The organism is Okibacterium fritillariae (genome assembly GCF_052783725.1).
Window position 1 is genome coordinate 1429464 of record NZ_CP199917.1, and the last position, 21070, is coordinate 1450533.

Consider the following 21070-nt stretch of genomic DNA (forward strand, 5'->3'; position numbering starts at 1 on the left):
GCCCCAGAACAGGACCGGCCGCGACATCCACGCCAGGCGCGGGACGGGAAAGGTGATCGACGCCTAGAGCCCCGTGCCGTGAACCGCGTGGGGTTCGATGGCAGCGATCTCGTCGGCGGTCAGATCGGGCGCGTCGAGAGCGGCGACGTTCTGCTCGAGCTGCTTCACCGAGCTGGCACCGATGAGCGCACTGGTGACCTGCGGCTGACGCAGCACCCAACGGAGCGCCAGCTGAGCAAGCGTCTGCCCGCGACCCGATGCGATCTCATTGAGCGCACGCGCGCGCTCGAGGTAGGTCTCCGAGATCTTCTCGGCCGAGAGGAAGCGGCTCGTCGCGGCTCGCGAGTCGCCGGGAACCTGGCCGTCGAGGTAACGGTCGGTCAGAAGGCCCTGGGCCAGAGGCGAGAAGACGATCGAACCGGCGCCCACCTGATCGAGCACCTCGAAGAGGCCATCCTCGATGTGACGGTCGAACATCGAGTAGCGCGGCTGGTGGATGAGCAAGGGAACCTTGTGCTCGGCGAGCGCCGCGGCAGCCTTGACGGTCTGCTCGGGGGAGTAGTTCGAGATGCCCGCGTAGAGCGCCTTGCCCTGGTGCACGGCCGTTGCGAGCGCGCCCATGGTCTCTTCGATCGGTGTGTCGGGGTCGGGACGGTGCGAGTAGAAGATGTCGACGTAGTCAAGCCCGAGGCGGCCGAGGCTCTGCTCGAGCGACGACAGCATGGTCTTGCGCGAACCCCACTCGCCGTAAGGGCCCGCCCACATCTCGTAGCCGGCCTTCGACGACACGATGATCTCGTCGCGGTAGGGCAGCAGATCGTCTTTCAGGATGCGCCCGAAGTTGATCTCGGCCGAGCCGGGAGGCGGACCGTAGTTGTTGGCCAGGTCGAAGTGGGTGATGCCGAGGTCGAAGGCGCGCCGCACGATCGCGCGCTGGGTGTCGTAGGAGCGTTCGTCTCCGAAGTTGTGCCACAGGCCGAGCGACACCCGGGGGAGGATGAGGCCGCTCCGGCCGGTGCGGGCATAGTGCATGGATTCGTAACGGTTCTCGTCAGCGAGGAAGGTCATGCGCTCATGTTACTGAGTGCAGAAGTCGGCCGGCGGCGCAACCCATAACAGGGAACAAATCACGGCAACGGTAGGTTGTGGAGAAAGGTGCGCGGTCCCCGCCGCGCTCGATGAAAGGGGATCTCTATGCAGACCTATGTCTTGGCCGGCGGATGCTTCTGGTGTCTCGACGCGGTCTACCGCAACCTCAAGGGTGTCCACGAGGTCGAGTCCGGTTACACGGGCGGCGACACGGCCAACCCGAACTACGAATTGGTGTGTACGGGTCGCACGGGTCACGCCGAAGCGGTCGCGGTCACGTTCGACGAGACCGTCATCCCGGGTGAGGTCATCCTCGATGCGTTCTTCACGCTTCACGACCCCACGCAGCTGAACCGTCAGGGCGCCGACGTCGGCACCCAGTACCGTTCGGCGATGTTCTACACCTCCGACGAGCAGAAGCAGGTCTTCGAGGCCGCTCGCGACCGCGCGTCCGATTGGTGGGACGGTGGCCTCGTCACCGAGATCTCTCCGCTCGGCACGTGGTACCCGGCCGAGGACTACCACCAGGACTTCTTCGCGAAGAACCCGGGTCAGGGCTATTGCATGGCCGTCGCCCGCCCGAAGGTTCTGAAGGTGCGCAAGAAGTTCCAGGAGTACGCGCTCTAGGTTTCGACCAGCGCGGGGTTCGGTTCACGAGCCTCTCTCACGGCAACGCCCGGTTCTCCACAGAGCCGGGCGTTCGCCTTTTCTCCACAGTTGTTGGTTCTCCCGTCGCGGGCCTCCTCGCCCCCTGCACACTCGATCCACGGGCACATCGGATGTCTGAGCGCACCTCGCTCACCGGCCCGCCACCTGGGAGACACACCATGAACGACATGATCACGGCCACCGGAATCGTCGGCACCATCCCGCGCTTCCTCCACACCACCGAGGGGCTGGCCATCGCCAGCTTCCGGCTCGCCTCCACGCAGCGGCGTTACGACCGGGCGGCGGCCGCCTGGGTCGACGGCGAGACGAATTGGTACACCGTGTCCGCCTATCGGCAACTCGCCGAAAACCTCGCCGAATCGCTGACGAAGGGCGATCGCGTCATCGTGACGGGTCGGCTGAAGGTGCGGCAGTGGCAGACCGGCGAGAAATCGGGTCTCGCCGTCGAGGTCGACGCCGAGGCCGTCGGGCACGACCTGCTCTGGGGGCGCACGATCTTCACTAAGAGTCTCGGCCCGCGACCCGACGCCGCGCGGCCGACGCCCGATCTCGGCATCCCGCAGGCCGAGTGGCACGTCGCGGCGCCGGCCGAACACATGGCGGATGCGGTGGCCTCGGCGTCCGCGGCCTGAACGCGTGTGTGCCCTGCTCCGGCTCCCTGACGGTCCCACCGTGGGAGCCGCGCGCTCGGCGGTTTCGGAGGAACGCCGCTACCCCCTCGCCCTAGACTTTCGCCAGACGACATCTCCGGCTGGACGTCATCGTGGGGCACACGGTGGGGCAGGCGGCGGGGCAGACGGTCATCGAAGGGTAGTGCGCTGTGAACAAAGTTTCGGAGAGAGTGCGGCGGTCGACCGCGTCGACGCTGCTGGCAGGCGGAGCGCTGGCCGTCGCGGTCTTCGTGGCGGGGTGCACGGCGCCCGTCGAGCCCACGGCCACGCCGACCCCGTCCGCATCCGCGAGCTCCGAGACCCCCGCGGCGCCGCTCACGTACCAGCCCGAGGCGGGAGCCGAGGGCAACCTCGACTACTTCAACCAGGTCAACACGCAGACCCTGGGCGCCAACGCCGAGGCCGACGGGCGCGCGTTCATCGATGGACTCGTGACGGCCGGTTTCGACAAGGCGGCCATGGAAGTCACCAACGATACGACCACCATCGGCAACAAGGCCGACTCGATCCAGTTCTCCGTGAAGATGGGGGACAACTGCCTCATCGGGCAGAACGGTCCGAGCGTCGGCGGCTACCACTCCACGGTCGCGACTGCGCTCGGCACGGGCAAATGTCTCGTGGGCAACACGCGCGCCATAGACTGGTAAACGATATGGCCGAATACATTTACTCCATGGTCCGCGCCCGCAAGGCGGTAGGCGACAAACTCATCCTCGACGACGTCACGATGGCATTCCTTCCGGGAGCCAAAATCGGTGTCGTCGGCCCGAACGGTGCCGGTAAGTCCACGATCCTCAAGATCATGGCCGGGCTCGACACCCCCAGCAACGGCGAAGCGAAGCTCACCCCCGGTTACAGCGTGGGCATCCTCATGCAGGAGCCCGAGCTCGACGAGTCGAAGACCGTTCTCGAGAACGTGCAAGAGGGTGTCGGTCCGATCAAGGACAAGGTCGACCGCTTCAACGCCATCTCCCTCGCCATGGCCGAGCCCGACGCCGACTTCGACGCGCTGCTCGGCGAAATGGGTGGACTGCAGGAAGAGATCGACGCGGCCGACGCGTGGGACCTCGACTCGCAGCTCGAACAGGCCATGGACGCCCTCCGCTGCCCGCCGGCTGATGCCTCCATCGCCAACCTCTCCGGTGGTGAGAAGCGCCGCGTCGCTCTCTGCAAGCTCCTGCTGCAGAAGCCCGACCTGCTGCTCCTCGACGAACCGACGAACCACCTCGACGCCGAAAGCGTCCTGTGGCTCGAGCAGCACCTCGCCAAGTACCCCGGCGCCGTGCTCGCCGTCACGCACGACCGGTACTTCCTCGACCACGTCGCCGAGTGGATCGCCGAAGTCGACCGCGGTCACCTCTACCCCTACGAGGGCAACTACTCCACCTACCTCGAGAAGAAGCAAGAGCGTCTCCAGGTGCAGGGCAAGAAAGACCAGAAGCTCGCCAAACGACTCACCGAAGAACTCGAGTGGGTGCGCAGCAACGCCAAGGGCCGTCAGGCCAAGTCGAAGGCCCGTCTCGCCCGCTACGAAGAGATGGCAGCCGAGGCCGAGCGCACGCGCAAGCTCGACTTCGAAGAGATCACGATCCCGGCCGGTCCGCGTCTGGGCTCACAGGTCATCGATGCCAAGAAGCTCGAAAAGGGCTTCGACGGTCGCAAGCTCATCGACGGCCTGTCCTTCACCCTGCCGCGCAACGGCATCGTGGGCGTCATCGGCCCCAACGGTGTCGGAAAGACGACGCTCTTCAAGAGCATCGTCGGGCTCGAGCCCCTCGACGGCGGTGAGCTGAAGATCGGTGAGACCGTCAAGATCAGCTACGTCGACCAGACGCGTGGCGGCATCGACCCCAACAAGACCCTGTGGGAGGTCGTCTCCGACGGCCAGGACTACATCCAGGTCGGCAACACCGAGATCCCGTCGCGGGCCTACGTCTCCACGTTCGGCTTCAAGGGCCCCGACCAGCAGAAGCGGGCCGGCATCCTCTCGGGTGGAGAGCGCAACCGCCTCAACCTCGCGCTCACGCTCAAACAGGGCGGCAACCTGCTGCTCCTCGACGAACCGACCAACGACCTCGACGTCGAAACGCTCGGCAGCCTCGAGAACGCGTTGCTCGAATTCCCCGGTTGCGCCGTGGTCATCACGCACGACCGGTGGTTCCTCGACCGCATCGCGACGCACATCCTCTCCTACGAAGGCACCGACGAGAACCCGGCCAACTGGTACTGGTACGAAGGCAACTTCCAGGCCTACGAGGAGAACAAGATCGAGCGCCTCGGCCCCGACGCCGCCAAGCCTCACCGCAGCGCCTACCGCAAGCTCACGAGAGACTAATGCGCCTGCACGTGCCGATCCCGCTGCGGTGGGGTGACCTCGACGCCTTCAACCACGTGAACAACGTGTCGATGCTGAAACTGCTGGAAGAAGCGCGCGTACGCGCGTTCTGGCAGGCCGAAAGCGCCGTCGAAGACATCCCATCGACAGCGGTGATCGACGCGGGTCTCGACACCGACACGCTCACGCTCGTCGCGCACCACGAGATCGAATACCTCGCGCCGGTGCCCTACCAGCGCGACCCGCTCGACGTGCAAATGTGGCTGTCCAAGATCGGCGGCGCCAGCATGGAAGTCTGCTACGAGGTCTACTCGCCCGCATCAGGCGGCCCCGTGCTCGTCGCCCGGGCGCGCACGGCCGTCGTCATGGCGTCCGCCGAAACCGGCAAGCCACGGCGCATCACGCCCGCCGAACGCCAGGTCTGGGAGCCCTACCTCGGCGAAGCGATCATCTTCAGCCGCGGCTAGCCCTCGAGGGGTCCGGAACGCGGACCATGCCCTCCTGGGCCACCGAAGCAACCAGCATGCCGTCGCGGTTGAAGATGCGGCCCTGCGAGAGACCGCGGCCGCCCGAGGCGCTCGGCGACTCCTGAACGTAGAGCAGCCATTCATCCACGCGGCTGAAGCGGTGCCACCACATGGCGTGGTCGAGCGACGCCACCTTGATGCCCGGCGTCGCCCACGGAACACCGTGGCGCCGCAGAATCGGCTCGAGAATCGAATAGTCGCTCGCATAGGCCAACGCCGCCCGGTGCAAGTTCTCGTCGTCGGGCAGCTGCCCGATCGCCTTCAACCACACGGCCTGGTGCGCGACGTGCTCGCCCTCGACGCCGAGATAGATGGGCGACGGGATGTGCCGCATATCGAACGGGCGCTCCGACGCCCACGAGCGAGCCACCGGATGCTTGACCGACGCCAGCAGCTCGGCCGCAGACGGTAGCGACTCGGGATCGGGGAGGTCGGACGGCATCTCGACCTGATGTTCGAGGCCCGGCCCGCCGTCCTGGAACGACGCGATCATCGACAGGATCGGCTGGCCGTTCTGGTAAGCCTGCGTGCGACGGGTGCCGAACGAACGCCCATCGTGGATGCGGTCGACCGAAAACGTGATCGGCAGGTTCACATCACCCGGGCGCAGGAAGTAGCCGTGCATCGAGTGCACGATGCGGTCGGGAGCAACCGTGCGCATGGCCGCCATAAGCGACTGAGCCAGCACCTGACCACCGAAGACGCGGCCCATGGGCATCCACTGCGACGGGCCCGTGAAGATGTCCTCGCTCGTTCGGGCGCCCGTGTCGGACAGGGTCAACGCCTCGAGCAGAGACTCCAACGGATTCGGCATACATACTCCTCACACCACAACACTGCCGGGCGGCCGTCGGCAGTGACGCACCGGCCCGTTAGGTAGTTTAGAGGGGACATGACAGACACCCTCCACCTCGACGACACCCGCACCCTGGCCGACCTCCGCGTCTACCTGCAACGCGCCGCCCGCATCGACGACAAAGCCGTGCGCCTCATCGCCGGCGGTGGCACCCTCGCCGCCTACGCGCCCGTGCTATACCGCCGAGGGCTGCTCGACCAGAGCCCGACCATCCTGGGGCTCCGCACATTCCGCGCCGCCCCCATCGACGTCTTCGACCGCACCGTGACGCCGCAGAGCATGGTGGAGCGTATCGCCGCACTCGACGGGGGCGAGCGCACCGACATCCGTCTCACCGAGAAAGACGAGCAGGCGCCGTGGTCGGGCGTGTCAGCACCGCGGGATGGCTGGGAGAAGATCGCGCTGATCGACTCGGTGCTGCTCGAACACATCGCCCGCGAGGGGGCTGCCGAGATTGCCGAGGCCTTGCCCACCAACGCGGGGGACCACATCGTGCACAACGTGCGCTCGGCCGTGTGGTCGAGACCCGTGGGGGAGAGCCCCCTGCCGGGCGGGGCCGCGTTCGGCGCGGTCGGCCTCGGATTCTTGGGGCAGCCCGAAGAGATTCCGCTCTACCGCACCGCAAACTGGCTGCGGTTGAGCTCGCAGCGCGGGCATCTACTCGTCAAGCTTTAGGCGCCGAGTCGGCGATCGGCGCTGAGGCCCCATCGCCTGTGGGCGTGCGGCTCAGGCCGCTACTCGTCGAACGTATTGACCATGGCGTGGGCGGCGCGCTCCAGATAGTCCCAGAGGGCGGCCTCGTGCATGGGCGACAGCTCGAGGGTGTCGAGCGCTGCCCGCATGTGCAAGAGCCAGCGGTCGCGCGCATCCGGATTGACCTTGAAAGGCATGTGCCGCATGCGGAGGCGGGGGTGGCCGCGCTGTTCGCTGTAGGTGCCCGGGCCGCCCCAGTATTGCTCGAGGAACAGGAGCAGGCGCTCTTCGGCCGGGCCCAAGTCCTCTTCGGGGTACATGGGCTTCAGCACGGGATCGCCGGCGACGCCCCGGTAGAACTCGTGCACGAGCTTCTGAAAGACGGGTCGTCCGCCGACCTCGTCGTAGAAGTTGCTCGACAGCAGGTTCGTCACGGGGTGTCCTTCGGATCGATGGGAGGCTTCGGCTGGCGCTTGATCTTGCCGCGCCGGGGCGCCTGGTTGACGACCTCGACGGGTTTGGTGCGGGGAGGCTTGGCCCCACCGACACTCGCGGCGCCGTCGAAACCGGTCAACACAAGGGTATTCAACGCGGGCAGCTTGACGCCCATTCCGTCGACGGTTTTCTTCAGGCGCAGGCGCAGCTCACGGGCCACGTCGTCCTTCGCCGAGGTGCGCGTCTTCATGACGAGGCGGATGACGAGGGCGTCCTCTGAGATCGACTCGAGGCCCCAGAGTTCCGGGCGTTCGAGAACGCGCGGCCGCCACTTGGGCTCCTTCGCGAGCGTCGTCGCGGTCTCGAGCAGCTTGTCCTGCATCTCGTCGATGTCGGTGTCGTAGGGGATGGCGAGGTCGACGATGACGCGCGCCCAGCCCTGGGACATATTGCCGACGCGCAGGATCTCGCCGTTGCGCACGAACCACAGCGTGCCGTTGACGTCGCGGATCTGGGTGATGCGCACACCGACCTTCTCGACGACACCCGTGGCGGGCCCGACATCCACGACGTCACCGACGCCCAACTGGTCCTCGATGACCATGAAGAGACCGTTCAGCACGTCTTTGACGATGTTCTGCGCGCCGAAACCGAGACCGGCACCGATCGCGGCCGACAGCAGTGCGAGCGAGCCGATGAGCGATTGGTCGATGTTGTTGACGATCGCGATGATCGTGATTACGACGACGGTCACATTGACGATATTGGTCAGCACCGAGCCGAGGGTGCGCGTTCGTTGCACGACGCGCACGGCCGCCAGGGGGGATGCAGCGAGTGCCTGTGTGTCGTCAGCGTTCTGGGCCTTCTTCACGCCCGTCACGATCTGATTGACGACGCGACGAATGACGAAGTGCATGAGCCAGGTCACGACGACGGCGAAGACGACGATCAGGGCGATGCGAATGAGCAAGCCCAGGAATGTTCCTTGCAGGAAGCCGTCGAAATCTTGCCAAAAACCGTTCCAGTCCATTCGGACGAGTTTACGGGGCGCGGCGTGAGAAGCCACTGAATGAGGATGACTGAGCGCCCCGAACGCGTCTCGCGTCCTCCGTGGACATCAAACCCGCGTCACCCCGCGCCGAATGCCGCTCGAACCGCGACAGGGCGCCGGTCATGATGACCAACGCCCTGTCGAACGACGTGCTGCCTGCGCAGACGTGTCGTTGCCGCGAGATGCCGCGATACCGCGAGAAGCCGAGTTACTGCGCGTCGCGCTCCTGAGCCTTCAGGGCACGCTCGGTGCCCGCCAGGTTCTCCACCACGAGTCGACGGAGGGCCGCCGGCTCGGGGTTGGCGTCGAGCCAGGCCGCCGTCTTGCGGCGCAGCTCGTCGGAGGCGAGACCGCCCGGGTAGAACAGCACGGCCACGTATTCGGCGATCTTGTAGGTGCGGTCCTTCCAGATGCCCTGCAGGCTCTCGAAGTAGCGGTCGATGTAGGGCTCGAGGAGAGCGTCGTCGGCCGCGCGCTGGAAGCCGAGGCCCGTCGTGCGCACGATCGTGTTCGGCAGGTCATCCGAATCGAGCACGCTGGACCAGGCCGCAGCCTTGCCCTCGGCCGTGGGGATGGCCGCACGTGCGTGGGCCGCCGACTGCTGGCCCGAGGCCGTGTTGTCGACGAGCAGCTCGGCATCGATCTCGGTCGTACCGGCACGGCCGCCCGCGACGAGGGCGATGAGCAGCTCCCAGGCGAGGTCGGTGTCGACCGACAGGCCGTCGAGGCGGATGTCGCCGCGGCGCAGGCCCTCGATCTTGTCGAGCTGCGCGGGCGTCGACGCGATGGCCGCGAAGAACTTCACGAACTGGAACTGCGCGTCGCTGCCGGCCTCGGCGTCGGACGCGAGGGTCCACAGGGCGTCGCCGACCCGCTCGGAAGTAGCCTTCTGCTTCTCGGGCGCCACATAGCTCGACGCGGCCAGCAACAGCTGGTTGAGCGTCGTGCGGATGGTCGTCGACTCGGTCTCGGAGGCGATGTTGCCGAGCACGAGCGACACGTAGTCGCTCGCGGGCGTCTCGGCGTCGCGCGTGGCATCCCAGGCGGCACCCCAGACGAGGGCCCGAGCGAGCGGGTTCTCGATCTTCGACAGGTGCTCGATGGCCGTGGCGAGCGATGCCTCGTCGAGTCGGATCTTCGCGTAGGCCAGGTCGTCGTCGTTCAGGAGTACGAGCGCCGGGCGCGTCTGGCCGACGAGCTCGGGCACGTCGGTCGATTCGCCGTCGACGTCGAGCTCGACGCGGTGCTCGCGCACGAGCTGGCCATCGACCAGGTTGTAGAAACCGATGGCGAGACGGTGCGGGCGGATGGTGGGGTAGTCGGCGGCGGCCGACTGAAGCACGCGGAACGACGTGATCGTGCCCGCGTCATCCGTCTCGATCTCGGGACGCAACGTGTTGACGCCCGCGGTCTCGAGCCACAGCTTCGACCAGCCGCTGAGGTCGCGGCCGCTCGTGGTCTCGAGCTCGGACAGCAGGTCGCCCAGCGTCGTGTTGCCGAACTGGTGCTTCTTGAAGTACGCGGCGACACCGGCGAAGAACGCGTCGATGCCGACCCACGCGACGAGCTGCTTCAGCACCGACCCGCCCTTGGCGTAGGTGATGCCGTCGAAGTTGACCTGCACGTCTTCGAGGTCGTTGATGGTGGCGACGACGGGGTGCGTCGAGGGCAGCTGATCCTGCTTGTAGGCCCAGCTTTTCTCCATGGCCTGGAACGTGGTCCACGCCTCGGTCCACTCGGTGGCCTCAGCCGTCGCGATGGTCGACGCCCACTCGGCGAACGACTCGTTCAGCCACAGGTCGTTCCACCACTTCATGGTGACGAGGTCGCCGAACCACATGTGGGCGAGTTCGTGCAGAATCGTGACGACGCGGCGTTCCTTGATCGCATCTGTCACCTTGCTGCGGAACACGTAGGTCTCGGTGAACGTGACGGCGCCGGCGTTCTCCATGGCCCCCGCGTTGAACTCGGGCACGAACATCTGGTCGTACTTCGCGAACGGGTAGGGGAAGTCGAACTTCTCTTCGTAGTACGCGAAACCTTCGCGCGTCTTCTCGAAGATGTAGTCGGCATCGAGGTACTGCGCGAGCGACGCCCGGGCGAAGACACCGAGGGGGATGACGCGGCCCGAGGCGCTCGTCAGCTCGCTGCGCTCGACCACATAGGGGCCCGCGACGATGGCCGTGATGTAGCTCGAGATGACGGGGGTCGGCTCGAACGCCCAGGTGGAGTTGCTGTCGCCGGCCGGGGTGGGCTCGGGCGTGGGGGAGTTCGACACGACCTCCCAGTAGTCGGGCGCCGTCACCGTGAACTGGAACGTGGCCTTCAGGTCGGGCTGCTCGAAGACCGCGAACACGCGGCGCGAGTCGGGCACCTCGAACTGGCTGTAGAGGTAGACCTCGTCATCGACGGGGTCGACGAAGCGGTGCAGGCCCTCGCCCGAGTTCGTGTAGAGGGCGTCGGCGTCGACGACCAGCACGTTCTTCTCGGCGAGGTCGTCGAGCTGGATGCGCACGCCGTCGGACACCTGGGCGGGGTCGAGGCTCTGGCCGTTGAGGGTGACGGAGTGCACGGTCTTCGTGATCGCGTCGATGAAGGTGGAGGAGCCCGGCTTCGCGTCGAAGTGCACCGTCGTGGTGCTCCGGAAGGTTTCCGGCCCCTGAGTGAGATCGAGCGACACCTCGTAAGCGTGGGTCTGGACGATCGATTGACGTTCCTCAGCCTCGAGGCGAGTGAGGTTTTCTCCTGGCACGTGTGCTCCTAGCATTTTCGCGGATTGTGTCCGAGGAAAGCCTAGTGCCGGGGCTTTCGTGATTTGCTAGAACCATGACCGAAACCGCTGCCCCCACATCCGTCGAATTCTGGTTCGATCCCTCCTGCCCCTGGGCCTGGATGACCTCACGCTGGGTCGACGAGGTGGCGAAGGTGCGCGACCTCGACGTCACGTTCAACATCATGAGCCTCGCCGTGCTCAACGAAGACCGGGACGTCTCCGACGAGTACCGCGCCTTCTTCCCGCGCGCCCTCAAGTACACGCGCCTCGTCGCCGCGGTCAAGGAGCTGCACGGGCAGCAGATCGTCAAACCGCTCTATGACGCGCTCGGCACCCGCATCCACCCCGGTGGGTCGACGAACCCCGACGAGGTCATCCCGCAGGCGCTCGCCGAGGTGGGTCTCGACGCCGACTTCGCGCGCTACGCCGACAGCGACGAGTTCGACCCGCAGATGCGCGCCTCGCACTTCGAGGGCATCAACCGCGTCGGTCAGGATGTCGGCACGCCCGTCATCGCCGTCAACGGTGTCGCCTTCTTCGGCCCCGTGATCTCGCCCGCGCCCAAGGGCGAAGAGGCCGCGAAGCTCTGGGATGGCGTGGTGCAGGTGGCCGCCTACCCCGGCTTCTTCGAGCTCAAGCGCAGCCGCACGGTCGGCCCCATCTTCGACTGACCCGCACCCCGATTCGACCCCTCCCGAACGCTAGGCTGATTTCTCATGCGCATCCATATCGCCACAGACCACGCTGGCCTCGAGCTGAGCCAGCAGCTGCAGACGCACCTGCGCGAACAGGGCCACGAGGTCACCGACCACGGCCCCGCAGCCTATGACGCGCTCGACGACTACCCGTCGTTCTGCATCAACGCGGCGAAGGCCGTCGTGCGCGATCAGGATGCCGGCATCGAGGCTCTCGGCGTCGTCTTCGGCGGTTCGGGCAACGGCGAGCAGATCGCCGCGAACAAGGTCAAGGGTGTGCGCGCGGCACTCGTCTGGAACTTGAGCACCGCTCAGCTTGCGCGTCAGCACAACGACGCCAACGTGATCTCGATCGGTGCGCGCCAGCACGAGGTCGCCGAAGCGATCTCGTTCATCGACGCGTTCATCGCCGAGCCGTTCAGCTTCGAGGAGCGGCACGTGCGCCGCATCGCGCAGCTCGCCGAATACGAGGCCTCCGGTGACATCGCCGGGAAGGGCGTCGACCAGTAGTGCCCGAGGGTCACTCCGTTCACCGCATCGCGCGGCAGTTCCGGCATAACTTCCAGGGCAAGACTGTGCGCGCTTCCTCGCCGCAGGGCCGCTTTGCCGAAGGAGCTTCCGTGCTCGACGGGCGCACGATCACGGATGTCGATGCCGTCGGCAAGCAGATGTTCATGCACTTCGGCGACGACGTGTGGCTGCGCGTGCACCTCGGCATGTACGGCGCGTGGGATTTCGCGGGCCAGATCACGACCGACCCGACCATCGAGTCCGCGGCCGGGCGCATGGGGCAGACGAATCAGCGCGGGACGGTTCTCGCCGACGCTGACGCCGATGCTGACGCTGACGCTGACGCTGACGCTGACGCTGACGCTGACGCCGACGCCGACGCCGATGCCGACGCTGATGCCGACACGACGGGCGCCGACCCCGACACCGCCGCTCCGGCATCCGACGCCCCGCGCACGGGTAAGCGACGCGTGGCGGCCGCGGGCAACAAGCGCGACGACGTGCTCCTGGGCGAGCTGCGCGACGCCGATGGCGAGGATTCGGTCTCGAGCATCGGCGCACCCCGCCGAGCCCGCGTGCGCATGGCCGAGCAGACCAAAGGGCTGCCCGAGAACGACGAGACGTTCCCACCCGAACCCGTCGGAGCGGTGCGCGTGCGCCTGCTGACCGACACGACGGTCGCCGACCTGCGCGGCCCCACGGCCTGCGAGGTCGTCACGGGCGCCGACGTGCAGCGCGTCATCGACTCGCTCGGGCCCGACCCGCAGCACGACGACACGAAGGCCGCCGAGGACCGCTTCACGGCTACGGTGCACAAGAAGCCGACGCCCATCGGGCTGCTGCTCATGGACCAGAAGGTCGTCTCGGGTATCGGCAACGTCTATCGCGCCGAGCTGCTGTTCCGCGCGAAGGTCAACCCGCACACGCCCGGCAAGCTCGTGCCCCAAGAGACCGTGCGCGGCATCTGGCGGGACTGGGTGCGACTGCTCGCCATCGGCATCGAGACGGGTCAGATGATGACCATGGACGATCTCGACGACGAGGCCTACCGCCTGGCCATGGCCAGCCGCGCCGACCGCCATTGGGTGTACAAACGCGAGGGGCTGCCGTGCCGGGTGTGCGGCACCCACATTTCGCTCGAAGAGATGGGGGCGCGCAAGTTGTACTGGTGCCCCGTCTGCCAGGCCTGAGGAGGACCGGATGCGTCAGAACCCGAGTTTCGTGCTGGGCGATGTGGCCGACATCCGCCGTCTCATCGCCGAGAACCCGTGGGTCACCCTCGTGGCGAACACGGAGAACGGCCTGGCGGCGTCGCACTATGCCGTCGTTCTCGACCCCGAGCGAGACGACCTCACGATTTTGGGGCATGTCGGCCGGCCGGATGAGGCGATCCTCGAGCTCGGTCAGGGCGAACTGCTCGTGATCGTGCAGGGCCCGCACGGCTACATTTCGCCCGGATGGTACGACGCCAAACCGGCCGTGCCCACCTGGAACTACGTCGTCGCGCACCTGAGCGGCGTGCCCGAAATTCTCTCGGACGAAGAGAACTACCGTGTGCTGGGCGCCCTGGTCGAACACTTCGAGAAGCGGATGCCCGAGCCCCGGCTCATGGAGGGCACGCCCGAGAACGCGGCCTACGCCGAGCGCATTTCTGCGGGCACCGTCGGTTTCCGCCTGACCCCGACGCGCGTCACGGGTAAGCGCAAGCTGAGCCAGAACCGCCCCGACGACACGATCGAGACCATCATCTTCGAGCTCGAGAACGGCAGCGAATACCCCAACCCCGCGCTGGCCGCCGAGATGCGCCGCGTGCGCAAGGTGCACGAGGCGCGCGAGATCGGCGAGGTCCGCGACGTGGCCGACGTGGCCGACGTGCCCGAGGTGCCCGAGGCATGAAGCTGAGGTTGAGTGCGGCAAACCCCGGGTCAGGCGTCCTCACGGTCCTCGCGAACGCGCGCGTGCTGCCGCTCGGCGAGAACGCGCGGGAGGGCACCGAGACGACGAGCTCGGATGTTCCGCCGCGCGGTGCTCCGTCGAGAGATGGACTCCCGAGGGACGTTCCGCCCAACGACGTTCCGCTCCGCGATATCCGGCTCGATGACGGTCTGCTCAGAGACGTTCCGCTGGACGATGTTCCGCTGAGTGACATCGTTCTCCGCGACGGCGTGATCGCCGCCGTGCTTCCGGCCGGCGCCGCCTCGACCATTCCCGAGTCCGACCACGCCGAACGCCGCGACCTCGCCGGGCGTTTCGTCGTGCCCGGCCTCTGGGACGCCCACGTGCACTTCACGCAGTGGGCGCACACGGCGAGCCGCCTCGATGTCGGGGTCGCCGCATCCGCCGCCGACGCCGCGCGTCTGGTCGCCGAGCGGGCCTCGACGGCCGCCGAGACCGTGCTCGGCCACGCGCCCCTCATCGGCTACGGTTTTCGCGACGCCCTCTGGGACGACGAGCCGGATGCCGCACTCCTCGACGCCGCCGCACCCGGGCGCCCGGTCATCCTCATCTCGGGCGACCTGCACGCGGCCTGGCTCAACCGGTTGGCGCTCGTCGAACACGGCTTGGCCCACCACGAGACGGGTCTGCTGCGCGAGGAAGACGCCTTCACGGTGCTGAGACGCCTCGACGACGTGCCCGACGAGGTGGCGGATGCCTGGGCCCACGACGCCGCCCGGGCCGCCTCCGCGCGGGGTGTCGTCGGCATCGTCGACATGGAGATGGCCTGGAACGTGGATGTCTGGCAGCGCCGCATCGCGGGCGGCAACACGCAGCTGCGCGTCGAGTTCGGCGTCTACACGCAATTCCTCGACCGCGCCATCGACGAAGGCTTGCACTCGGGCCAGACCATCCCGCACACGCACGGCCTGCTGCGCATGGGCCCCTACAAGGTGATCACGGATGGTTCGCTCAACACCCGCACCGCCTACTGTTTCGCGCCCTATCCCGAACCCATGGAGGGGGAGGGGGGCCACGGCGCGCTGACGATTCCGCCCGAGCAGCTCGAACCGCTCATGACCACGGCGCATCGCGCGGGCATCCGCTCGGCCGTGCACGCGATCGGCGACCAGGCGAACGCGCTCGCGTTGGATGCCTTCGAACACACGGGCGCGGCGGGCTCGATCGAGCATGCCCAGCTGTTGCAGCAGTCCGATATCCGCCGCTTCGCCGAGCTGGGCGTGGTGGCGAGCGTGCAGCCCGAGCACGCCATGGACGACCGGGATGTCGCCGAGCACCACTGGGCCGGGCACACCGAGCGCACCTTTCCGCTGCGCGACCTGCTCGATGCCGGTGCGACGCTCGCGCTGGGGTCGGATGCGCCGGTGGCCCCGCTCGACCCGTGGGTTGCCGTATCGGCGGCCGTGCATCGGTCGCGCGCCGGACGGGAGCCGTGGCATCCCGAACAGGCGATCACCCTCGAGGAGGCGCTGCGGGCGTCCACCCGAACGCGAGTGGCCGAGGGGCAGCCGGCCGACCTCGCGGTTCTCGGCGAGGACCCGCGCTCGCTCAACGCCGACGCGTTACGAAACATCCGCGTGGACGCCACCCTCGTCAACGGCCGCTTCACGCACGACGCGCTCTGACTCGACCGTGCGACACGCGCACAGAAAAGCCGGGGTCACCATAAGGTGACCCCGGCTCAGTTCTGATGACGGGTAAGCCGCCGCTCAGGCAGTGACTACGCGGCGATGTGCGCGAAGAGGAACCAGCGGTCCTTCTCGAGGCCGCGGGCGATCTCGATGGCCACGTCCTGGCTGGTGAAGTCGATGGCGTCGAGTTCATCGATCGCGGTCTTCACGTTGACGAGGGCGGCGTCGATGTGGGTGATGATCTCGGCGATCGTGACCTGCGACTGCTGGAACCCGGGGGTCAGCGAGCCGGCGGTGCTCTTCGCGGCGACGGTCTCGAGGCGCGCGTCGACGGGCAGGCCCAGGGCGACGATGCGCTCGGCGGCCAGGTCGGCCCACTCCTGCGCGTGAGCGACGACCGTGTCGAGCAGCTCGTGCACGCCGATGAAGTTGGCGCCGCGCACGTGCCAGTGCGCCTGCTTGCCGTTGACGACGAGGGCCGTGAGGTCGACGACCACGGGGCTGAGGAACTGGGCGACTCCCGCGGCGGTGTCGGGGGTGGTGACGGCCTGGGGGATGTGGGTGGTGGTGACATTCGTCATGGTGTGTGCCCTTCTCTCGATCTCTTCGATCTCTACGTTGACCCCAACGCTACTCACGCTCAGACATTCCGCAAGCAAGTTTAGGCTCTGCTAATTCGCTGGTGGGCGCGTGTTTTGAGCTGAGGCTACCCTCACCTCGCAGTTGCAGCATCGCCGGTGTCGCTCGCCCGGGGTCACCGCAGCGAGCGGATGCTGCGAGCCACCGCCCGAGCATCCCGAATGCGTTTCTCGTACGTCGCGGCCACGACGATCAGCAGGAGGCCGCCGACCCCCACCCACAGCCACCACGGGATGGCCGAGTACAGGTCCGAGATCCACGGCCACAGTTGCGCGAGCCCGTGCAGCAGCAGCACGACGGCACCGATGATCACGGGCGCCTGCAGTTTGCGCAGCACGCCGAAGAGCAGCACGGCGATGGCCGCGACGCCCAGCAGGACGATGCGCGGGATGGTGGTCTGCCCGTAGTCCGCCAGCAGGGACGGCACGAGCGCGACGAGGAGCCCGGGGCCGAGCGCGGGCCAACTGCGCAGGGCGGGCCGGCGGCCGAGGTCGATGAGCCCGCCCACCACGAGCGCCGCTCCGACGATGGCGGCGAAAATATCGGCGTCATAGGGTGCACCGCTGCTGAGGCGGGCAGCTGAGACGAACACCGCGGCCGTGATCACGAGGGCCGCGCCCACGGCCGTCCAGCGCACGAGGCGACCGAGCGGTGGGGCGTTGTGAGCCGCCGCGAGAACCGACACGATCGACAGCAGGATCACCGCGACGAACGGGGCGAGAGTCGGGAGGTCTTGGCGCAGCGTGATGACGAGAGCGGGGAGCGCGAAGACGATCACAGCGAGCACGATCGCGAGGTCGGCGGCCCGCGGCATCCTGTCGTCGCGTTCGCGCATCCACACGATGGCGAGCACCACCAGCGCGGCGGCAGCCAGGCCCGTCCAGGGCTCGATCAGCGGACCGAAGGCCGGCCACGGCTCGCGGCCGAGCAGCACCAGCAGCCAGGGCGGTGGGCCGTCGTCGCCGTTACCCAGGCCCGAGGGCATGTCCGGGATGCCGTAGCTTCCGGCTCTGAGCAACTCGCCGAGACCCCGCACGAGACCTGTTCCGGCGACGGCCACGAGCGAGGTTGCAACGAGGATGCGGCGCAGGGACAGCCCCCTGATCACGGTGGGCCAGGCCGCGGCGAGGGCCCCGACCGCGAGCCCACCGAGGAGCAGGGCCGCCGGTCGCAGCAGGTTGGGCCCCGAGACATCGGCGCCGGACATGACGACGCTCGGCAGCACGAGAACGGCGAGGGCTGCCGCGGCCAACACGGTGCGACCGTCCGCGCGCCCGGTGGGCACGGGGCGACGCCACACGAAGAGTGCCGCGAGGGCGGCGAGCAGGCCGGCAACGGGCGCCGTGTACGCCTCGACGGTGGTGACACCGCCGTCGGCGAGCAGCGTCCAGAGCGCGGCGAGGCCGAGGGGGATGGCGACCCACGCGATGTGGTGACGAGCGCGATCGCCCTGCAGGATCTCGCCCTCGCCGGAGGCCAGCACGAGGGCGGCGACAGCGAGCACCAAGAGGCTCAACCAGCGGACGTCTGCGGGGGCGCCGACCGCGGCGAACAGACCGAGGAAGCCGACGAGCGCCGTCGACGCATCCCAGACGAGGCGAGCGCGCCGACCCAGCGGGGAACGCCGCGCGAAAAGCACGAGGGCGGATGCGGCGAGCACGACGGTCGTCAGGGAGAGCGCGGGTGCCACATCCCCTTGGGCATCGAGCACGATGACGCTCACTGCGCCGGCGATCACCAGTGGGCCTGCGGCCGCGAAGACGAGGCGCTCTGCCGTATCGGCGACGGCGGGCAGCACCTGCCACAGCACGGAGGCGACGGCAGCCAACACGAGGACGGCGATCAGGGGCGCCGAGGTGGCATCGCCGCGCGCGGCGCTCTCGGTCGCGCTGAACCCGCCGAGGGGCCCGTGGGATGTCACCCAGCTGGCGAAGACGATGAAGCCGAGAAGAGCCGCGAGGATGCCGGAGACGGAGGTGATGACCATCCGATCCGGTGCCGCCAACAGCCCGCGACCACGAGGGGCGGCTTCGGTGGAGGCATGAGACGCGTCAGACGAGCGAACACTGTGTGGCACCGGGCGGCGCGACACGGCGGCTGCGACGCAGAGGATCGCGAGGGACGCCAGCGTCGCCCAGAAAGCGGGGGTGGGCACGGCTTCGCCGTCGATCCCCAGCCAGTCGGGCGCCGTGAAGAAGGCGCCGATGACGCCGAAGACGGCAAGGCCCAGCAGGGCGATGCGCGCGGCATCCCACCCAGAACCTGCGCCTGCGCTGCGTGATTTCACCGGTGCGACGGTGCTATTGATGCCAGTGGTGCCAGCAGTGCCAGTGGTACCAGCGGTGTCGACCGTGCCGACTGTGCCGACGCTACGCCGACCGGCGGATCGCAGGAAGAACCGGAGGGCGAGCGGCACGGCAACGGCGAGGATGGCTGCGACCGGCCAGAGGGGTTCGGACTGACGACCGGCAACAACCAGCGGCCCGAGCGTGATGACCGCGAAGATCACCAAGACCGCCGTGACTCCACGGGGGCGACGCAAGACGGGCGCGCACAGCGCCGTGAAGATCACGGCGACCACCGAAAGTCCGGTGGCGGCCCCTGTGGTCCCTGGCAGGAGAGCCGCGGCCGTGAGAAGACCCATGCTCGCGAGAACGGCCGGGGCCCAGGCTTCGCGCCGCAGTCGGCCGAGGAGCGCGAGACCGACGGCGAGTGCGGCCGCCGCCACGAAGAGCGCCAGACCGGGCTCGAACCGCCAGTAGTACTCGCCCATGCCGAAGAGCGATTCCCTGAGGAAGCCTTCGGCCCCCGACAACGAGAACGCGGGGGAGAAACCGAGGATGGCGACATACCCGAAGGGTAAGAGGCCGCCGATGACGAGGGGCGGGAAGCTGGCGCCCGCGAAGGCGACACCGCCGGCCCATACGGCGGCGCGGGAGCGATGGCGCCAGCTCGTGCGGGTCAGGGCCCGGGCGATCGCGGCGAGTGCGATGAACCCCACGCCCGCCGTGAGAGTCAACAGGACGATCGTCCACCATCCGGCGTCGACGCGGTAGATCGGCGTCGACAGGGCCGCGACGACCGACAGGCCGGCGCCCACGGCGGCGAATGTCTGAGACCCAGGGTGGCGCGGCGCCGCGTCGGGGGCCTGTCCGGCTTCGATACGAGGTGATTGATACTGCGACGGTGCCGGTCCCTGTGCGCGAGGTCGTGGGGCCGGGGCGGGGGGAAGCGCCGCCAGGGCGACCCAGAGTGCCGCAGCGACCCCGAACGTGAGAAGGGTCGTCCAGCGCAGCTCGGGGAAGGCGAACACCGCGGTGAGCGTGGCGAGCGACGCGAGGGTGACGCCGGCGCCGCGCAACCAGAGACCGTCGGCGCGGAAAGGCCCGACGACACGCGGCCACAGGAACGCTGCCGCAACGCTGATCGCGCCGCCGCCCACACCCGCGGCCCACCACGAGGCCGTCGAAGAGAACGCATCGACCAGACCTCCGAGGAGGAAGAAACCGCTGAAGGGGATCAGGATGGCAGCGGCCACAGAGGGAGCACGCATGCGGGTGGGTCTCGCCAGACCGAGGAAGACGGCGGATGCGACGAGACTGTAGATGCCCGTGAACGTAGCGCCCTCGACATCCGACGAACCGAAGAGGCCCTGCGAGCGGATCAGCAGGCCGTCGACGAGAACGAAGACGATGCCGAGGGTGACGAGCGCCTCGGCCGTGCCGGGGAGCCGGCGGCGGAGCGCGAAGCCGAGACCGGCGACGGCGGCGGCCGCCAGGAGCAGCAAGACCACCCGAACCTCGGGCGACGTCAGCACATAGGCGATGACCGCGAAGAAGAGAGCCGCGATGCCCACCAGGGTGACACCGGCGACGAGCAGCAGAATCTGCACGCCCGAGCGACGGGGCCGCGCGGGAGGTGTGGGCTGCCCGGGCTGGAACGGGCCCGGCTGGAACGGAGGCATACCGGCGCTCGCCGCAGCGTATGGCTGCTGGCCCGGCGCCGAGGGGCCTTGCTGTGGGCCCTGCTGTGACCACGAAGCCGTAGGACGGGGCGGGACAGGGGGTTGAGCAGGCGAGGACTGCTGCGGGGAGGGCTGCTGTGCAGAGGGCTGCTGGGCTGGCGCGGAGGGGGACCACCAGTCGGGTGACGCGGGAGGCTGCGTCGCGTTAGGGGTGACGGGGCTCACGGGGGTGCTGGTGTCAGAAGATGCCGAAGCCGACGCAGCATTCAGGCCGTCGGCCGTCCCCGGCAGGGGAGGACGAGCGGGAATGGACGAGAGCTCGGATGCCTCGGTCCCAGCCCCGGGCGCTGGGTGCGATTGCGCGGCCCGAGCGTCGGATGCGTGGGCGGTCGCGATCGGCACCGGCAACACCGTCTCGGCGGAGCCCCGCGAAGCCGACGCCTCTTGAACGGCCGCCTGCTGCTCGACGCGCATGAGGCCGATGAGCTGAGACCGTTCGATCGCCGCATCCCGAACCCGCTTCGACGCCACGAACAGCTCGGAGCCTCGAGGCACGCTCGCATCGAAGCCGCAGCG

The 21070-nt window shown here is 68.1% G+C and carries 18 protein-coding genes; 11 read left to right on the top strand and 7 right to left on the bottom strand.

The annotated features are described in order from the left end of the window. Positions 1-63: 63 nt before the first annotated feature. Positions 64-1068 (bottom strand): aldo/keto reductase, encoded by a 1005-nt coding sequence (locus tag ACUWEX_RS06725; RefSeq protein ID WP_079727394.1) that lies wholly within the window; start codon positions 1066-1068, stop codon positions 64-66. A gap of 126 nt (positions 1069-1194) precedes the next feature. On the opposite strand from ACUWEX_RS06725, the gene msrA reads away from it, so the two are divergent. The 5 genes from msrA to ACUWEX_RS06750 all read left to right on the top strand — a co-directional run bounded on the left by msrA (position 1195) and on the right by ACUWEX_RS06750 (position 5231). Next, positions 1195-1716: a peptide-methionine (S)-S-oxide reductase MsrA gene (gene msrA, locus ACUWEX_RS06730; RefSeq protein WP_079727395.1), complete on the top strand. Its 522-nt coding sequence runs from the start codon at positions 1195-1197 to the stop codon at positions 1714-1716. 200 nt (positions 1717-1916) lie between these two features. Continuing rightward, entirely contained in the window at positions 1917-2390 is a 474-nt protein-coding gene (gene ssb, locus ACUWEX_RS06735) for a single-stranded DNA-binding protein (RefSeq protein ID WP_445997506.1), read from the top strand. A 188-nt stretch (positions 2391-2578) separates the two neighbouring features. Continuing rightward, a complete protein-coding gene (locus ACUWEX_RS06740; RefSeq protein WP_445997507.1) occupies positions 2579-3076 on the top strand; it encodes a DUF6993 domain-containing protein in 498 nt (165 codons plus the stop codon). Between the two features lie 5 nt (positions 3077-3081). Then, complete coding sequence (gene ettA / locus ACUWEX_RS06745; protein WP_077053377.1) at positions 3082-4764, top strand: energy-dependent translational throttle protein EttA; 1683 nt, start codon at positions 3082-3084, stop codon at positions 4762-4764. After that, positions 4764-5231: an acyl-CoA thioesterase gene (locus ACUWEX_RS06750; protein ID WP_445997508.1), complete on the top strand. Its 468-nt coding sequence runs from the start codon at positions 4764-4766 to the stop codon at positions 5229-5231. The genes ettA and ACUWEX_RS06750 overlap by 1 nt, the downstream gene beginning before the upstream one ends. Here ACUWEX_RS06750 and ACUWEX_RS06755 read toward each other — a convergent pair. Then, positions 5218-6105, bottom strand: coding sequence for an acyl-CoA thioesterase (locus ACUWEX_RS06755; protein ID WP_445997509.1), 888 nt, complete (start codon positions 6103-6105; stop codon positions 5218-5220). The genes ACUWEX_RS06750 and ACUWEX_RS06755 overlap by 14 nt on opposite strands. 78 nt (positions 6106-6183) lie before the next feature. On the opposite strand from ACUWEX_RS06755, the gene ACUWEX_RS06760 reads away from it, so the two are divergent. Next, the gene (locus ACUWEX_RS06760; protein ID WP_445997510.1) at positions 6184-6822 is read left to right on the top strand and encodes a hypothetical protein; all 639 of its coding nucleotides are present in this window, start codon (positions 6184-6186) and stop codon (positions 6820-6822) included. A gap of 59 nt (positions 6823-6881) precedes the next feature. Here ACUWEX_RS06760 and ACUWEX_RS06765 read toward each other — a convergent pair whose 3' ends face one another. The 3 genes from ACUWEX_RS06765 to pepN form a co-directional block, all read right to left on the bottom strand. Further along, positions 6882-7274 carry a globin gene (locus ACUWEX_RS06765; RefSeq protein WP_407668733.1) on the bottom strand — a complete coding sequence of 131 codons (393 nt, stop codon included), beginning with the start codon at positions 7272-7274 and terminating at the stop codon, positions 6882-6884. Continuing rightward, positions 7271-8305 (bottom strand): mechanosensitive ion channel family protein, encoded by a 1035-nt coding sequence (locus tag ACUWEX_RS06770; protein WP_079727401.1) that lies wholly within the window; start codon positions 8303-8305, stop codon positions 7271-7273. Before ACUWEX_RS06770 ends, ACUWEX_RS06765 begins: the two co-directional genes overlap by 4 nt. 229 nt (positions 8306-8534) lie before the next feature. Beyond that, positions 8535-11078 carry an aminopeptidase N gene (gene pepN / locus ACUWEX_RS06775; RefSeq protein WP_445997511.1) on the bottom strand — a complete coding sequence of 848 codons (2544 nt, stop codon included), beginning with the start codon at positions 11076-11078 and terminating at the stop codon, positions 8535-8537. 74 nt (positions 11079-11152) lie between these two features. Between pepN and ACUWEX_RS06780 the strand changes: the two genes are divergently transcribed. Genes ACUWEX_RS06780 through ACUWEX_RS06800 form a run of 5 tightly spaced genes read left to right on the top strand, consistent with a single transcriptional unit; the run spans position 11153 to position 15885 of the window. After that, positions 11153-11770, top strand: coding sequence for a mycothiol-dependent nitroreductase Rv2466c family protein (locus tag ACUWEX_RS06780; protein WP_445997512.1), 618 nt, complete (start codon positions 11153-11155; stop codon positions 11768-11770). A gap of 45 nt (positions 11771-11815) precedes the next feature. Further along, positions 11816-12304, top strand: coding sequence for a ribose-5-phosphate isomerase (locus tag ACUWEX_RS06785; RefSeq protein ID WP_445997513.1), 489 nt, complete (start codon positions 11816-11818; stop codon positions 12302-12304). Next, positions 12304-13494 (top strand): Fpg/Nei family DNA glycosylase, encoded by a 1191-nt coding sequence (locus ACUWEX_RS06790; RefSeq protein WP_445997514.1) that lies wholly within the window; start codon positions 12304-12306, stop codon positions 13492-13494. The genes ACUWEX_RS06785 and ACUWEX_RS06790 overlap by 1 nt, the downstream gene beginning before the upstream one ends. A gap of 10 nt (positions 13495-13504) precedes the next feature. Then, entirely contained in the window at positions 13505-14200 is a 696-nt protein-coding gene (locus tag ACUWEX_RS06795) for an FMN-binding negative transcriptional regulator (protein ID WP_445997515.1), read from the top strand. After that, positions 14197-15885 carry an amidohydrolase gene (locus tag ACUWEX_RS06800; RefSeq protein ID WP_445997516.1) on the top strand — a complete coding sequence of 563 codons (1689 nt, stop codon included), beginning with the start codon at positions 14197-14199 and terminating at the stop codon, positions 15883-15885. The genes ACUWEX_RS06795 and ACUWEX_RS06800 overlap by 4 nt, the downstream gene beginning before the upstream one ends. 95 nt (positions 15886-15980) lie before the next feature. Here the strand turns inward: ACUWEX_RS06800 and ACUWEX_RS06805 are convergent, their stop codons facing one another. Continuing rightward, positions 15981-16472: a Dps family protein gene (locus ACUWEX_RS06805; RefSeq protein WP_445997517.1), complete on the bottom strand. Its 492-nt coding sequence runs from the start codon at positions 16470-16472 to the stop codon at positions 15981-15983. Positions 16473-16645: 173 nt separating this feature from the next. Next, positions 16646-20494, bottom strand: coding sequence for an SCO7613 C-terminal domain-containing membrane protein (locus tag ACUWEX_RS06810; protein WP_445997518.1), 3849 nt, complete (start codon positions 20492-20494; stop codon positions 16646-16648). Positions 20495-21070 lie beyond the last annotated feature (576 nt).